The organism is Maridesulfovibrio salinus (assembly GCF_055394525.1).
On sequence record NZ_AP042461.1, the window covers coordinates 2,556,350 to 2,572,500 of the forward strand.

17 protein-coding genes are annotated in these 16,151 nt (G+C 44.9%); all 17 read left to right on the forward strand.

What is annotated here, in order from left to right; genetic code table 11:
* The first annotated feature begins 390 nt into the window (after positions 1–390).
* The 17 genes from ACZ5PW_RS11660 (at position 391) to ACZ5PW_RS11740 (ending at position 16,093) form a co-directional block, all read left to right on the forward strand.
* Entirely contained in the window at positions 391–618 is a 228-nt protein-coding gene (locus ACZ5PW_RS11660) for a hypothetical protein (protein WP_464553639.1), read from the forward strand.
* 202 nt (positions 619–820) lie between these two features.
* Positions 821–1,798 (forward strand): tungstate ABC transporter substrate-binding protein WtpA, encoded by a 978-nt coding sequence (wtpA, locus tag ACZ5PW_RS11665; RefSeq protein WP_464553641.1) that lies wholly within the window; start codon positions 821–823, stop codon positions 1,796–1,798.
* Between the two features lie 57 nt (positions 1,799–1,855).
* Complete coding sequence (locus tag ACZ5PW_RS11670) at positions 1,856–2,644, forward strand: ABC transporter permease (protein ID WP_464553644.1); 789 nt, start codon at positions 1,856–1,858, stop codon at positions 2,642–2,644.
* On the forward strand, positions 2,641–3,678 hold the full coding sequence (locus ACZ5PW_RS11675) for an ABC transporter ATP-binding protein (protein WP_464553647.1): 1,038 nt from the start codon (positions 2,641–2,643) through the stop codon (positions 3,676–3,678). Before ACZ5PW_RS11670 ends, ACZ5PW_RS11675 begins: the two co-directional genes overlap by 4 nt.
* A 322-nt stretch (positions 3,679–4,000) precedes the next feature.
* Positions 4,001–5,143 (forward strand): ABC transporter substrate-binding protein, encoded by a 1,143-nt coding sequence (locus tag ACZ5PW_RS11680; RefSeq protein WP_464553651.1) that lies wholly within the window; start codon positions 4,001–4,003, stop codon positions 5,141–5,143.
* Complete coding sequence (locus tag ACZ5PW_RS11685) at positions 5,140–7,335, forward strand: sensor histidine kinase (RefSeq protein WP_464553655.1); 2,196 nt, start codon at positions 5,140–5,142, stop codon at positions 7,333–7,335. Before ACZ5PW_RS11680 ends, ACZ5PW_RS11685 begins: the two co-directional genes overlap by 4 nt.
* A 280-nt stretch (positions 7,336–7,615) precedes the next feature.
* Positions 7,616–9,031, forward strand: a complete 1,416-nt coding sequence (gene rpoN, locus ACZ5PW_RS11690; RefSeq protein WP_464553660.1) for an RNA polymerase factor sigma-54 — start codon at positions 7,616–7,618, stop codon at positions 9,029–9,031.
* A 52-nt stretch (positions 9,032–9,083) separates the two neighbouring features.
* Positions 9,084–9,623, forward strand: a complete 540-nt coding sequence (gene hpf, locus ACZ5PW_RS11695) for a ribosome hibernation-promoting factor, HPF/YfiA family (protein ID WP_464553663.1) — start codon at positions 9,084–9,086, stop codon at positions 9,621–9,623.
* A gap of 3 nt (positions 9,624–9,626) precedes the next feature.
* Positions 9,627–10,073 (forward strand): PTS sugar transporter subunit IIA, encoded by a 447-nt coding sequence (locus ACZ5PW_RS11700; protein ID WP_464553666.1) that lies wholly within the window; start codon positions 9,627–9,629, stop codon positions 10,071–10,073.
* Positions 10,074–10,258: 185 nt separating this feature from the next.
* On the forward strand, positions 10,259–11,143 hold the full coding sequence (gene rapZ, locus ACZ5PW_RS11705; RefSeq protein ID WP_464553669.1) for an RNase adapter RapZ: 885 nt from the start codon (positions 10,259–10,261) through the stop codon (positions 11,141–11,143).
* A gap of 40 nt (positions 11,144–11,183) precedes the next feature.
* A complete protein-coding gene (locus ACZ5PW_RS11710; protein ID WP_464553672.1) occupies positions 11,184–11,612 on the forward strand; it encodes a PTS sugar transporter subunit IIA in 429 nt (142 codons plus the stop codon).
* A gap of 2 nt (positions 11,613–11,614) precedes the next feature.
* The gene (locus tag ACZ5PW_RS11715; RefSeq protein WP_464553674.1) at positions 11,615–12,079 is read left to right on the forward strand and encodes a PTS sugar transporter subunit IIB; all 465 of its coding nucleotides are present in this window, start codon (positions 11,615–11,617) and stop codon (positions 12,077–12,079) included.
* Between the two features lie 34 nt (positions 12,080–12,113).
* Entirely contained in the window at positions 12,114–12,791 is a 678-nt protein-coding gene (locus ACZ5PW_RS11720; RefSeq protein WP_464553677.1) for a PTS sugar transporter subunit IIC, read from the forward strand.
* Between the two features lie 77 nt (positions 12,792–12,868).
* On the forward strand, positions 12,869–13,789 hold the full coding sequence (locus tag ACZ5PW_RS11725) for a manganese-dependent inorganic pyrophosphatase (protein ID WP_464553680.1): 921 nt from the start codon (positions 12,869–12,871) through the stop codon (positions 13,787–13,789).
* A 198-nt stretch (positions 13,790–13,987) separates the two neighbouring features.
* Positions 13,988–14,215: a MoaD/ThiS family protein gene (locus ACZ5PW_RS11730; protein ID WP_464553682.1), complete on the forward strand. Its 228-nt coding sequence runs from the start codon at positions 13,988–13,990 to the stop codon at positions 14,213–14,215.
* A 428-nt stretch (positions 14,216–14,643) separates the two neighbouring features.
* Complete coding sequence (gene panD / locus ACZ5PW_RS11735; RefSeq protein WP_464553685.1) at positions 14,644–14,997, forward strand: aspartate 1-decarboxylase; 354 nt, start codon at positions 14,644–14,646, stop codon at positions 14,995–14,997.
* A gap of 85 nt (positions 14,998–15,082) precedes the next feature.
* Positions 15,083–16,093 carry a PEGA domain-containing protein gene (locus tag ACZ5PW_RS11740; RefSeq protein ID WP_464553687.1) on the forward strand — a complete coding sequence of 337 codons (1,011 nt, stop codon included), beginning with the start codon at positions 15,083–15,085 and terminating at the stop codon, positions 16,091–16,093.
* Positions 16,094–16,151 lie beyond the last annotated feature (58 nt).

Here is a 16,151-nt window from a genome sequence, read left to right on the forward strand (position 1 = left end):
ACTGTATATTTGTTCGGGTGTTGCTGAGAAGAAAAAGCAGGGGAACAATTTCTTCAACCCGTTGATTCTTTATTAGCATCTAGCGTGCCATAAATAAAAGTTTCATTAATACAGGTGTTTGTGTTGGTGTTTGTTTTTCTGCACAAGTGAAGTGCACTTTCTTTGCACACATTTTTTGCACATTTGTGCAATTGTACTTGCTTTGCACTGCACAAGCGTTCGGTATTGATGGGACGGTCTTATTAAAAATCTGCTACAGGCTGGTTAAATTGCACTTACCCACTGTACATATTTTTTTAAAAATATTAGGGTAGTGCCATAAATCTGAGAATTTAGATTAAAAATAAATATAGAAATGGTCTAACAGAAAGACAATCTTAGGAGGTGCTTATGCATACAAGGCTATCAGATGTTTACTTAAATCCTGAAATTAATGAAAAAATTGAAGAAGCCTGCCAGAATCTGGGAATCAGTAAAAGCTTATTTCTGAATGTTCTTCTTGGAGAACTGTTCAGCAAGGCCGGTCCTGAAGACTTGTTCTATAACCGGGTTAAGCTCTGCGACAGTAGTGATAAGCTTGATGGAGTAGTAAAAGGGGAAGAACGGGTTACACACTGATAACCTGCACAAAGGCGGATTTATCCGCCTGTTTTTTTAGGTCAGCAGCTTCAGAGCTGCTTTTTTTTTTTTGCCTGTTGAAAGCCCTATCTGTGCCAATTCGTGAGCAAACACTTCTCTATTGACAGTAATTCCCCTACAAAATATACGGTTATTTAATATGTTTTTCTGAACTTAAAAAAACATCTAAATGGAGTTGATAATGCGTATTTTATTTGTAGGAATTGCTCTTGCTGCTCTTTCAATGATGGCTGTGGCTCCGGTATGTGCTGCTGAGAAAATCAGCGGTGATGTAATCATGTTTCATGCAGGGAGCCTTTCAGTTCCACTCGCGAAAATGGAAAAGAACTTCGAAGCCATGCATCCCGGCGTTGACATCAAGCGTGAGGCCGGTGGATCAACCAAGATGGCGCGGATGATTTCAGAGGTAGGCAAGCCTGCTGACATTATGGCCTCTGCTGACTATGTGGTTATTGATAAAAACCTTATCCCCAAGTACGCAGATTTCAACATCCGTTTTGCCACCAACCAGCTTGTTCTCTGTTATACTGATCAGAGTAAGTTCGCTTCAGAAGTAAATGCCGACAACTGGTATGAAATTCTTCAGAAACCCGGTGTCGTCTGGGGATACTCTGACCCTAACATCGACCCCTGCGGTTACCGCAGTGTCATGGTTCTGCAACTGGCTGAGAAGTTTTACGGAAAACCCGGTCTCTATCAGAAGCTTATTGACGGACGTAAAAAAGAATGGGTACGACCCAAGTCCGTAGAACTGATTTCCCTGCTCAAGACCGGAAATATGGACTATGCATGGGAATATCTCTCCGTTGCTGTTCAGCACGGCCTGAAATATATTACCCTGGATAAACACATCAATCTTTCCGACTACAAATACAATAATTTCTATAAGATGGCTAAGGTTACCGTTACCGGTAAGAAGCCCGGAACCACTATTGACCGCATTGGTAAGTCCATCACCTACGGTATCACCCAGTTGAAGGATGCTCCCAACAAGGCCGCTGCTACCGCCTTCATGGAATACATTCTTTCGCCTGAAGGCGGACTCAAGATTCTCAAGGAAATGGGACAGCCTCCCTTCGTTCCCGCCATTGTACCTGATGAAGCAATGGTGAAAAATATGCCTGAAGGCCTGCGCAGTCTCGTGAAAGTTAAAAAATAGTCATAATGCTACATCCGGGGCCGGACAGTTAACTGTCCGGCCCCGTCTTTTATATCCATGAAAAAATATCATAATATTTCCATAAGCAGCTTTCTGTCCACTTTTCTTGTTCTCGGATTCATACTTCTTCCTTTGAGCCAGCTTGTTCTAGGCTCAAGTATTGCCGAACTGACCGAAACAATGATGGATTCAGATGTAAGGGAAGCTATCATCCGCAGTATGGCGTGTTCCGGACTGGCGGCATTGATTGCCTTTGCCATAGGCACTCCTTTTGCCTTTCTGCTGGCCCGAAAGGATTTTAAGGGAAAAGGATTGGTAGAATCTATAATTGATATGCCTATCATGATTCCTCATCCGGTTATAGGTATAGCCCTGCTTTCCATTGCCGGGAGAAATCATTGGATAGGGCAGATGCTGCTTGATGCGGGAATACGCATAATGGGAACCAATACCGGAATTGTCGCGGTTCTCCTTTTTGTGGGGCTTCCGTTTTATATCAACGCTGCCCGTGACGGATTCGAGGCCGTGCCTGAACGCCTTGAAAAGGCGGCACGTACCCTCGGGGCCAGTAGATCCCAGACTTTTGCTCGTGTAACACTTCCGCTTGCATGGCGGTCTCTTCTTACTGGAATGATTATGTGTATGGCCCGTGCGTTAAGTGAGTTCGGTGCGGTTGTTATTGTCGCATATCATCCTATGGTCGCTCCGGTTTTGATGTATGAAAGGTTCACGGCTTACGGCTTGTCATATTCCAGGCCTGTGGCTATCTGGCTTATCTTTTTGTCATTGGTTCTTTTCGCGGCTCTTCGCGTGCTTTCAAGAGGGCTCAGGAGGGAAGAGGCATGATTTCCATTGATAATCTTATGGTGGAACTGCCGTCGTTTTCACTTGATGAAATTAATCTACAGGTGGAAACAGGTGATTTTTTTACTCTGCTTGGGCCTACGGGGTCAGGTAAATCAGTTCTTCTGGAAACCATCGCCGGACTTGTTCCGGTTACGTCTGGAAATATTAAGCTTGACGGGCGCAACATTACTGCACTTGCTCCAGAAAAGCGCGGATTATCAATCGTCTATCAGGATTATGCCCTGTTTCCTCATCTATCCGTTAAGGATAACATCACCTTTGGCGCGAAATATAGAAATATCTCCAGATATGACGCCGAGAGAAGGGCGTTTGAACTGTCGGAAATGCTTAATATCAGTCATCTGCTGGGTAGGACTCCTAAGCATTTATCAGGCGGGGAAAGGCAGAGGGCCTCAATTGCGAGAGCGTTACTGGTTGAGCCTTCGGTTCTGCTCCTTGATGAACCTCTTTCCGCTCTTGACCCGGCTTTCCGGCAGGAAGTGCAGGACCTGTTGAAATCCCTGCACAGGGAAACAGGAATCACTTTTGTAATGGTTACCCATGATTTTGATGAAGCTCTTTATCTTGCTCAAAACGGAGCAATAATTAAAGAAGGCAAAATCATCAGGAAAGGTGCCATAAGAGATATTTTCAACAGCCCCGGTTCGCAGTTCGTTGCGGATTTTGTTGGAATGACAAATATATTTGCCTGCAATCCGGAGAATGGATGTGTAAAGCTAGGAGACCTGAAACTCAACTGTACTGAAACACCTCAAGGGGAGGCGTGCAGTCTTGCTTTCAGGCCTGAGGAAGTTCTGGTGGGGAGTGAGGTTGAAGATTTATCTGACGATAATTCTTTCGAGGCTGCTGTAAGCAGTATCACGCTGGGAGGTTTCCATGCCCGTGTGACGCTTGAGTATGCGCACTTCTCCATCAACGCTCTGGTTCCGAGAAAACTGATTGCAAGGGGAGAATTGGAGAAGGGGGCAAATGTTAAGGCCTCCATTCCCGCCCGGTCCATACATTTATTTTAGATTCATGTTCAAGTGAGGTCTCTTTGTTTTAAAATATGTACAATCGGTTTCTTAGAAAGGGACTTCACTTGTATTATACTCTTCGTTCCAGTGTTCTTTACACACTTGGCTTATTGCTCCTAATTTACCGCCTGATGATTGTTGCCTTTTCCTTAAAATATCCCTTCATCTTTTGAGTCTTTACCGGTCTACCGTAATATATCAATTAACCAGCCAATCATGTTTCAGCTCAAGGCTCTCTGTTAGTTAATATTAATTGGTCTTATCTGCATTTTGTGTGTATTCTGGTGGTGGAAAGAAATCTATTACCGGAGATATTCTTATGTCCAAAGTCGCCAGTCATAATATAGTCCTTGTAATTCTGCTTCTTGGCTTTTTCTCTTTTGCTTTGTCAGCTTGTTCGGATTCTCCCATTCAAGTTGGTTTTTCCGGGACTCTTGAGGGTAAATATTCTGATCTTGGTGTACAGGGACGGAATGGGGCTCTTTTTGCTGTTGAGGAGATAAATTCCGCCGGGGGTATTGATGGACGAAAACTGCAACTGATAGTGCGCGACGATGGAAATACCCCGGAAGGAGCTGTTAAAGCAGACCGCGAACTGATCAAGTCCGGTGCTGAGGTTATAATCGGACATATGACCAGTGTTCAGAGCATGGCTGCACTTAAAGAGAGTGACAAGAATGATGTTGTTTATATTTCGCCAACGACATCGACCACTCTTTTGAAGGGGCGCAAAGACAAATTCTTTAGAGTGATAGCAACGCTTGGTGATCTTTCAGAATCTCTTGCCGAGTATTCAGTAAAGGACATGGGAAAGAAGAGACTCGCCGTGGTGTGGGATGAATCCAATCGTCCTTTTACAGAGCCTTACAAAAACAGTTTTATTACTGGGTTTGAGGAAGAAGGGGGAGAGCTTGTCGGGGAAGTCGGTTACAATCCCGGAAAAAGTGCAGTTGACTGGCCGGATTTAGTAAACAGAATTAATGAGTTTAAACCTGATGCGGTAGTTGCTGTAATTGCAGCCAGAGACCTTGCTTCCTTCGCTAGGTATTCGAGACTTAATGGTGCTGAATGGACTATCTTCAGCAGCATGTGGGGATACACAAAGGAGCTGGTTCAGACCGGCGGAAAAAGTGTTGAAGGAATCTATTTTGCGGTTCACTTTGCAGAGGATACCCCTAATCCGGGTTATGATAAATTTAAAAAGGAGTTTAAGGAGCGTTTCGGATGGGCTCCAAATTTTGCTGCTGTTTTTGCCTATGAAGCCGTCCAGCTTTTTGCTCATGCGGTCCGCTTAAATGGAGGCAGTACTGATAATCTGGAAAATGTTCTGCCAGGGATTTCTTTTTCGGAATCTCTGGTCGGGCCTTATGAGATTGACGGATTCGGAGATGTAAACAGGGATGGACATATCGTTATTGTAAAGGGCGGAAATTTTGTGAGCGTTGCCCGGGAAGGGAAATGAGAAAAGTCTCTCTTGCACAGATATTCCAGAAAAAGCTTATTCAGTGGATTTTGGTTCCCGGAATGCTGATGACAGTGGTTATTGTCAGCATTCTGGGGCTTAACCAGGTGACTGTACAGGAGCGGGAGATGGTTCAGCTCTCGCGGTCACTGGTAAAGAACGTGGTTTTTTACATGGATGGTGCGGAGGACGTGCTGCAATCAATAGCATTGGCCAGCGGAGGTGTTAATATTGAGAGAAATCTGTATTTCAATATGCTGCACGAAAAGCACAGACGTTTTGAGAGGTTAATGCTGCTGGATAGAAATGAGAACATTATTGCGGTGGCTCCCGAGGGTATAAAGGGGGTGGATTTCCCGATCAGAATTAATGACCCTCAACGGAAGGGATATGTTTTGACTTCTCCTATAATCTCCCCCCAGTCCGGAAAGCTGGTTGTGTATATCAGTATTTCAGTCGAAGGAGGAGGGAGGCTTGTTGCAGAGTTGAGTCTTGATGCCCTGCAGAGTTTCATTCATGGTTTTCTATCTCCGGATAGAGTCATCATGCTTACCGACGCTTATGGAAATCTGATTGTGCACCCTGACATGGAATTGGTCCGTACTCAGGCCAATCTGGGCGGGCTTGCGATTCTTTCTGAAGAAGGAGAAACAGGTAAAGCCAGATTCTACACTACCGGTGACGGTTTTTTCTTCGGTGTTATGTCTCAGATTCCCGGTACAGGCTGGAAACTGGTTGTCGCAAGCTCAGCGACCTTTTTTTTCAGACCTGTGATTGCTCTTGGTATTCTGGTTACCTTTCTGATTCTTATTATTTTTCTGGTTCTGCTTATTGCCTTGAAAAAAGAATTCAGGGCGAATGTGATTCTTCCTCTTTCAAGCTACATAAAAAAATTGTCATCTGTCGCCAAGGGGGATTATCCGACAGAAGACTCGGAACATGTTGAGTTTATGGAGCTTGATGAGTTCGGAAAGGTCTTTGATGTTATGTCCCGGAAAGTAAGGGAGCGCGAATACGACCTGCTCGTTTCCAAGACTTTTTTCCAGAGCGTGATTGATTCCATGCCTTCCGCTCTTATCTGGGTGGACGACGATCTTATGGTAAGACAGTGCAACGAAAAGGCCATGTCAATCTTCAATCTTGAGTCTACAGAGATCCGTCCGGTCGGAGTTGTGCAGTTCTTTTCCGGCCAGAGTGAGATTGCTCAGGGTGTTGAACGAGCTGTTAGGGAGAAAATTCCCCATACAATGGAACGGCGAAGGTTTCCTGGAGGGGGTAAAGATATTTATGATATTACTGTTTTCCCGTTGATAGGCTCTGAGAGTAAAGGCGTTGTTGTAAGGATTGACAACGTGACAGCGCGTGTCCGTATGGAAGAAACCATGGTCCAGACTGAGAAAATGATTTCGGTAGGCGGTCTCGCAGCGGGGATGGCTCATGAGATCAACAATCCTATCGGTGGGATATTGCAGGGAGCTCAAAACCTTGAAAGAAAGTTTCTGCCGGACATTAAAGCCAATCATGTTGCCTGTGAAAAGGCGGGGTGTTCTATGGAGAGCCTCCGCAGTTATTATGAATTACGTAAAATAGGAAGTATTGTTAAAGGTATAAAGGAGTCCGGAGCCAGAGCCGCGGGTATTGTCTCTAATATGCTTGATTTCAGCAGGCCAGGTAAGGATAAGATTGAAGAGGTGAATCTTACTGATCTTCTTGAAGCATCGTTGAGCCTGGCAGCCAAAGATTACGATCTTAAAAAGAAATACGACTTCCTTCATATCAGAATTGTGCGCGATTATGATAAAGGGCTACCCGGTGTCGTGTGCTCAAGAACAGAAATAGAGCAGGTTCTTTTCAACCTTTTCAAAAATTCAGCCCAGGCAATAAGAGAGCATGGGCATTCAGGTGCACATCCGGAACTTCGTGTACGAACTAGAAGGAGGGGGGACAATGCTCTTATTGAAGTAGAGGATAATGGTCCGGGAATAAAGCCTGAAATACGCAGAAGAATCTTTGAACCTTTTTTTACCACCAAGCCTTCCGGTATAGGGACCGGACTGGGGCTTTCAGTTTCATATTTCATAATCACCCAGAATCACGGCGGCAGCTTCAGCGTTGAGCCAGCACCAGACGGTGGAGCTCGTTTTGTGATACTCCTTCCCCTAAAAAAAGAATCACTGGAATTCAACGCCTGATATTACCTCTCCGGCTTAAGTTTTCATTAATATACGCATTGCGGATTTACACTTGATCAGAACATTGGTACACTTTTTTCATAAGCAATGTTAATGGCTAAAAAATCTTGTTATTTCAATCAAATCAGAGGTTAGCTGTTGCAAGCTGCAGAGTAGTGTGGCATAGTTGAATCAAGCTCGGAAGAAATTTGAAGATAATTTTTCCGGTTGTATTTTTTAATCTGATTTTGAATGTAATCCTGTTTGAATATATTTATGATTACGAAGGTGGCAGACTTTTATGGGGTTGGAACTTAGACAACAATTAAAGCTTACTCAGCAACTGGTAATGACTCCCCAGTTGCAGCAGGCTATCAAGTTGTTGCAGCTTTCCAGGCTGGAACTTGTAGATTCCGTACATCAGGAGCTTATGGAGAATCCTATACTTGAGGAAATGGACCCTCAGGAAAGAACGGATTCACCGGACTCTGACGCCGGAACCGCAACTGCGGAAGAGGTCCAGATCTCCAAGGACGCTGAATGGGAAAATTATTTAGGTGAATTTTCCAGCACTTCCAAACAGTCTGCCTCGCGTGAAAGCGAATCTCTTGAGGATGGAATGTCCTTTGAGGCGAGACTCACCAAGTCCACTTCGCTTGAAGGGCATCTGCACTGGCAGCTTTGTCTCTCAGATCTTTCTGAAAAAGAGGTTGAGATTGGAGAGTGTATCATCGGAAATCTGAGCTCCGGTGGTTTTTTAAGGATTGAGTTGGAAGAAGTGGCTGAAACATGCTACGCTGAAATCGAAGAAGTGGAAAAGGTTCTGGATAAAATCCAGAAGTTTGACCCGGTTGGGGTGGCGGCAAGAACTCCTCAGGAATGTTTGATGCTGCAGCTTGAAGCACTTAAGCTTGATGATGACCCCATTCTTGTTTCACTGGTACGTGATCATCTGGATGATCTTGAGAAAAGGCGATACAAGCCTCTGGCAAGAAAATTCAAACTCAGTATGGAGGATTTAAAGAGTTATCTTGATTTGATGACAACTCTTGATCCATTGCCCGGAGCAAGTTTTTCAGGCGGAGACTCTTTCTATATCAGTCCGGATGCTTATGTTTATGAATATGACGGTGATTTTGTTATTGTTCTGAACGAAGACGGGTTGCCCAAACTGCAGATGAACGCTTTTTATGTTGAAACTCTGGCTTCGACCAAGGGGGAAGACAAGGAATATTTTCAGGACAAGATGCGCTCGGCACAATGGCTGATGAAAAGCCTCTATCAGAGGCAGCGTACATTATATAAGGTTCTTGAATCCATTGTACGCTTTCAGAGAGAGTTTTTCGCCCATGGTGTCACCAAGCTTAAGCCCCTTATCCTGAAAGAAGTGGCGGAAGACATTGAAATGCATGAATCCACGGTGAGCAGAATCACCACAAACAAGTATGTGTCTACACCGCACGGGATCTTTGAATTAAAATTTTTCTTTAACAGTGCTCTCGGACTTGATGACGGGTCTCAGGTTGGCTCGGAGTCGGTCAAGGCGATGATCAAAAAGCTGGTCGGTGAGGAGGATACCAAGAAACCGCTCAGCGATGAGAAGATCGCCGAAATGCTCAAGGCCAGTCTTGAGGTCAACATCGCGAGAAGAACTGTAGCCAAGTACAGGACTGCAATGGGGATACCTTCCTCCTCTAAAAGGAAAAAGGTTTTCTAGCCAGGCAGGTCCGGAGAAAAAAAGCATATTCACCTATTACGAAGGAGGCTCTATGAACGTAGCATTCACTTTTAAGAACTTCGACGCATCCGAACATCTGAAGGAATATGCAAACAGCCGTTTCTCCAAGCTAGTTAAGTATGTTACCAACCCTGAAAACACCGAAATGCAGGTTAACCTCTCGGTGGACAAGTTCAGGCATGTGGCTGAGGTTATCTTAACCTCCGATCATCTGCACATCAGTGCTTATGAAGTATCAGAAGACATGTACTCCACTGTGGACATGGTTCTGGACAAGCTCGAAGCCCAGCTTCGCCGCGCTCGTGAAAAGATGCGGAGTCATAGACGCAAGGAAGTCTCTTCCGCCCGCATGGATGTAATCAGCTATGCTGAAGAGGAAGTATACAGGGAACCCGTGATTGTCGAATCCGATTCTTTTGTTCCCAAGCCCATGAGTATTGATGAAGCTGCAGAACAGCTCCAGACCATGGACCATGAATTCCTCGTATTCCGCAATGCGGACAATGAAGCTATAAACGTAATTTACCGTCGCAATAACGGCGACTTCGGTTTGATTGACCCGGGATACTAACTGATGAATATAAGTGATAATCTGGCAAAGGACCTTGTAATCTACGAATTGGAAAGCTCTGACAAGAGCGGAGTTCTGAAGGAAATGGTTTCCACTCTCAATGCCGCAGGTATTGAAGTGGATGCAGAAAAGGCTTTAAAGGTCCTTAATGATCGAGAAAAACTTGGAACAACCGGTATAGGGGATGGCATAGCCATCCCCCATGGCAAACTTGAAGGACTTGAGAAAATAGTCGTGGTCGTCGGAAGATCCGGCGAAGGTATTGATTTCGAGTCCCTTGATCTGCAACCGTGTAGGATATTCTTTATGGTTCTGGCTCCTGAAAAAGGGGCCGGAGCCCATCTAAAGATTCTGGCCCAGATCTCCCGTCAGTTGAAGGATTCTGCCTACAGGCAGGCCTTTATTGAAACCGGGGATGAAGAGGAGCTGCACAGGCTTCTCGGGATTTAGATTTTTTCCTTGAAAAAATAAAGTCTTATGAATTAGCAATGAACTCTGGTCATTGCTAATTTTGTTTATGTTACTGTTGTCATGTCGGCCGGGGTTTTCATGTTAAAAATGCGGCGCGGGGATTTTTTAAGCGGATAAAAGTCTTTTTCTCCGCATGCCGGAAGTAGACGCGAAAGGAGCAGGACGTGAAGTGCGATGTCGATTCATTTCCGGTCATAGTTGTGACCGGTCTTTCAGGAGCCGGTAAATCAACTGTTCTCAAGGTTTTTGAAGATTTACGTTTTTTCTGTGTTGACGGGCTTCCCGCGGGAATGCTCCCGCGCCTTGTGGACCTTTTCTGCACCCGTGACAATATGTATCGGGGATTGGTTCTCGGGATGGATCTGCGTCAGTTGGAATTTAGCAGTGACTGGGAAGCCACGCGTGAAGAGCTGACCAAAAGAGGCTTTTGTCCAAGCATTCTTTTTCTCGAAGCGCGTCTGCCGGAACTGGTGCGCAGGTACGCTACAACTCGTCGTCTGCACCCCCTTGAGTCCAGAGATTTCGGTCTTGAGCAGGCTCTTGAAAAGGAAAAGGAAGCACTTGATACGGTCCGCCAGCAGGCTGATCTGGTTATTGATACAACCACTTATTCCATCCATGATCTCCGGCGCAGGATTCAGGAAAAATGGGCTGAGCTTAGTGAAAAGTCTTCCGGACTCAGAGTTCACGTAATGTCTTTCGGCTTTAAGCATGATGTTCCCACGGCCGCTGACATGGTCATGGACCTCAGATTTCTGCCCAATCCTTATTTTATACCTGAACTGCGTCCTTTGTCCGGTCAGGACAAGGTTATATCCGATTATGTACTCGGTACAGAACCCGGTTCGGTTTTTATTGAGAAATATCTCGATTTCCTTCAATATGTTCTTCCTCTTTACGAGGCGGAAGGAAGATACAGGCTGACCATTGCCGTTGGATGTACCGGCGGCAGGCATCGTTCCGTGGCTACCGCTGAGAGGATATTTGCAACTCTTAAAGATAGTGGTTATTCTGTTTCACTTGAACATAAGCATATACATTTGAAATAAGGGGCACTGCCGGTAGGCATGTTCTGAATCGGGAATATAGATGGGCGCTGAATCCAGTAAAATCGGAATTGTTCTGGTTACCCACGGTAACTTTGGAAAGTCGCTAGTAGAGGCGGCAGAACTCATTGTCGGGCCGCAGGACTTCATAAGTTCCGTAAGCGTTGATGTCTCACAGGGTATTGACGCAGCCATGGACTATTTAAAAGAAACAATTTCAAAGGTTTCCAATGGAGTTGGTGTTTTGATCCTCACTGATATGTTCGGTGGTACTCCCACCAACCTGAGCCTCTCTCTTCTGCAGGGGGATGACATTGAAGTAGTGACCGGGGTGAGTCTGCCCATGTTGCTGAAGGCATTGCAGAAGCGGAATGAGTCTTTGCAGAAGATGGCGGAAGAAGTCAGCAAAGCCGGGGCCAAGGGGATTGTAATTGCAGGAGAAATGCTGCGAAAACGAACTTCGAAGGGGTAGACATGCAGTGGGTGCGAATTGATAACAGACTTGTTCACGGGCAGATAATTGAAACCTGGTTGCCGTACACCCACGCGAAGCATATCATCGTGGCGAACGATTCCGTAGCCGGGGACGATCTACAGCAGCAGATTATGTCGCTGGCCATTCCTCAGTCGGTTACCTGTACTTTTTCCCGTGTGGAAGAGCTCCAAAGCAGGCTTCTGTCTGTCTCGGATTCAAACAACTGTAGCGTGATAGTGCTATTTGCATCCTGTGAGGATGTGCGCAGGGCTTTGGACTCAGGTTTCGAGTTCAGTTCCGTGAATATCGGGAATATTCACTATGGTCCGGGAAAAAAACAGATTTCACCCAGTGTTGCTTTGAGTTCAGATGACGAGTCCTGTCTCATGTACTTTAAGGGTAAAGGGATTGAACTGGACTTCAGGTGTGTCCCAAATGATCCGGTACAGGTGAGGTTCGCATGAGTTTTCTGCAAGGACTGGCTTTGCCGTTCCCTATGTGGGTAGCGGTGATAGGTTTTTTTTTGCGCTGTTTTCACTTTTCCGTTTCACTGTAAATCCTGGTCTGCTTGAACGTCCGCTGGTTGTAGGAGCTCTTTGGGGGGCTGTTACAGGCGATGTTGCTTCAAGCCTTAAGATAGCCGTCTTCTTTGAGCTGTTCTGGCTCGACAACATCCCCGCGGGGACCTATATCCCGCCACATATTCTGGCTCCGACTTTTGCCGCTCTTGCTCTCAGCACATCATTTGCTTTCACCGAGGCCCGTCAGGCAATGGTGATCATAATTGCTTGCCTTCCGCTTGCCCGAATCGGTTCCTGGTTGGAATATTCCCTAAGACGCTGGCACAACCGAGGACATAACAAACTGATCAACTGGGCGAGGCGCGGAAAAACGGGAGAAAACGTGCCCGGAAAGTTGGTTCTGCAATCAATTTTAAGAACTTTTGTGACTTCTTGGCTTTTTTTCTGGACAAGTACCTTAATCCTTCATTACATACTTCGTATATTTTTTCACAAATGGGGACCGTTGGTCGCCGGTGTGGATATGAAGTGGTCTTTTTTATGGATTGCAGCAAGCCTCGGAGGGCTTTTAGCCTTGAGATTGCGTAAAGCTTACGCCGCTTTTGTCTTCGGAGTGGTTTTATTCGGCTTTATAATCCTTGCCGGGATCATGTAGACTTGGCAGAGAAAAAAGATTGTGATAGAAGACACAAGCTCGTTTAAGCTACCATATTTCTTAGGAGGAAATTTATTATGGCTATTATCGCAGTAGGACACAAAAACCCCGATACCGATACCATCGCATCCGCAATTGCAATTGCTGACCTGTGGTCCAAAGTTAAAGAAGAAACCAAAGCTGTTGCTCAGGGCGAAATCGCTCCTGAAACCGCTTTTGTTCTGGAAAAATTCGGTTGCGCTGCTCCCGAAGTTATGACTGACGCTACCGATCAGAAAGTAATCCTCGTTGACCACTCCGACATCGCTCAGAGCATGGACAACCTCGACAAGGGTGAAGTCGTAGCTGTTGTAGACCACCACAAACTCGGTGACGTTACTACTCCCAACCCCCTCGAAATGTGGGTATGGCCTGTAGGCTGCACCGGTACTGTTATCAACGCAATGTACAAGTTCTACAATGTAGAAATTCCTAAAAACGTTGCTGGTGTTCTTCTCTGTGCAATCCTTTCCGACACCGTCATGTTCAAGTCCGTAACCTGTACTGACGCTGACAGGACTGCTGTTGAGGAACTGGCTAAGATCGCTGGTGTTGAAGATGTTATGGCTCTCGGAATGGAAATGTTCAACGTGAAGTCTGCTGTTGCAGGTGCTTCCATGAACGAACTCATCTTCCGTGACTATAAAGATTTCGATATGTCCGGCAAGAAAGTTGGTATCGGCCAGCTCGAAGTTGTTGACCTGACCGTTTTCGACGAAATCAAAGATGACCTTTACGCTGAACTTGAAAAAGTTAAAGCTGACGGCCGTCACAGCTGCTTCCTGCTGCTGACCGACATCATGAAAGAAGGTTCCGAAATGCTCATCGTTTCTGACGATCCTTCCGTAGTTGAAAAAGCATTCGGCGTTGCTCCCGAAGGTACTAAAGTATACCTCAATGGCGTAATGTCTCGCAAAAAGCAGGTTGTACCTAACTTCGAGAAAGCTTTCTCCGCATAAGTTAAGTAGAATTCAGCTTATTCAGGTCCGGCAGGGGAAACCCTGCCGGACTTTTTGTTAGTCTCCGGCAGAAACAGCAATCCTTCTTTGCTTGATTTCATAATGTTTTTTAGAGTATATCGTAGTCATGCGAGGGAGATACTCTACCATTATCAGTAGAGAAAAATTGAATCATATACGCTTATTCATAAGGTTGCCATGAAGATAACTTTGCTGTGCTACGCTACTTTTGCTGAAAAAAGCCCCGAAAATTCAGACAATTATCCAGTGTCTGAAGGAGAAACCGTAACCGATGTTTTGGATCGTGTAGGTATTCCAATAGACGAGGTTAAAATCGTTTTTATAAACGGAGTTTCCTCTGCCTTTGACGCCCCCTTGTCCGATGGTGATAGAGTGGGAGTATTTCCGGCTGTTGGTGGTGGTTGATTTTTTATTCAAGATACACGATTCTCCAAATTAATCAGAGATTCAGTTCATTGAATATAGAGCCTGTTCAGCATTGATGATTGTAGATATCTGGTCGCTGATAAATTTATGTTTGCATCGTAATGTGAGTTGATAGTGAGTATTCCGTTTTTTATATCCTTAACTGTTTCAAGCTACTAGCAACTAAAGCTCACATATTCCCTCTACTTTTCTTTTGTTTGTGCCTGCCGCCTGATCTTTTTAATAGTCTGATGGTGTTCGCTTCGCTATCAAACTCCTGCTGAAAACTATCTGCCAAACTCTATTCGAAATCGGCTTTAATTCTGGATAATTGATTTTTCCCATAAATAAGTGATTGCTAACATTCACAGAGAATGCTATCGGCAAAACCAGTCAGGAATAATTAATACTCCTGAAGGAGGAAATGTATGGGCAGTCGTTGCCTTTTAAAGTCCAAGATTCATAGAGCTACAATTACCGACGCTAATGTCGATTATGAAGGCTCAATTTCCATTGATGTAGATCTGCTTGAGAAAGCAGGTATACTTCCTTATGAACGTGTCGATGTACTGAACGTTGATAATGGCGAAAGACTAACTACTTATGCCATTGAGGGAGGTCCTGGTGAGTTCTGCCTTAACGGCGCAGCCGCGCATAAAGGCGAGGCCGGGCAGAAAATCATTATCTGCACGTATACATGGCTTGAGGAGGATGATCTGGCTTTGCACAAGCCCAAGGTTCTCCTGCTTGGGGATGGAAATAAGGTTAAGAAAACTGATTAGTAAAGAAGTTAAGGCGCGAAACTCCGCGCCTTTTTTTATTCATATTTATTGTGTATAGTTTCATCATTACAAAAGGGGGGATTATATGAAAGCCAAATTTTTTATATCTTTGCTTGGTATAGCACTTGTCTCAGGGTGTGCTCCTGTAATTAAAACTCAATCCATTCCTGTCTCGACAAATCCAATGGGGGCCACTGTTTATGCTGATGGAAAAGAGGTTTGCGTTTCCCCATGTAAAGTTGAACTTGCACGAAATGCAGATCATATCCTTACTCTTAAAAAAGATGATTACAAGCAGCAGGATGTTATAGTCAAACGCATCTATCAGCAGGAAAAAGTAATGATGAATGCCGTTTCGCAAGGAATGCAGTCTTCATCCATGGCTGTAGGCAGCGGTGGCGATAAAACTGCCTGGGGTGTTATGCAGGGAGTTAATTCCATAGACAACCAGGAAACAACCGGCGATGCATATGTCCTTTCACCTTCAGCGGTTTCAGTTCGATTGATCCCCCTTTCACCAAGTGCTAATTATGATCTGACCGGGTCCACTGCTCCAGATATTATGAATCTTACCGATACTGACAGGGCTCAGATCAGCTATGTTCTTGAAAAAATGAAGTCAGGTAATACTTTCAACTGGAAGAATGATCACACCGGAATTGGTTACATAATTAAAGTAGGGCAGGTGCTATCTGGCTATCAGGATCCTACCAGATCATTTGTATTAAAGATGACAGCAGATGGACAAAGCTCAACTTATGATGCCAAGGCCAGTAGAGTTGGCGATGGCAAATGGCAGATATTGGGGAATGGAGCGTCAACTTCAATGCTTACAGGTGAAAATCCTAATGTGGAAACTGCTGACCCTGCACAGATGAATAAGGATTCCTTTCTTAAAAACGCAGTGAAAGCCGGAGCAATGGCGGCCCCTACCATTCACGGTGGAGTTACCGGAAAAAGTGGTTCTTCAAGTGAATCATGGAACGGAAATACTTACAATAAAAAGTCTACGTCAACAAAAGTCAAAGCAGGGGTGAGTGTTAATCCTGCCCAAGCAGTGGAAGCGCTCGACAGTTTACTTGAAGATAATAAGTAACTTTTTCTATTGATATTTAGACTATAAAAGGACGAAACTGTGTTTCGTCCTTTTTTAT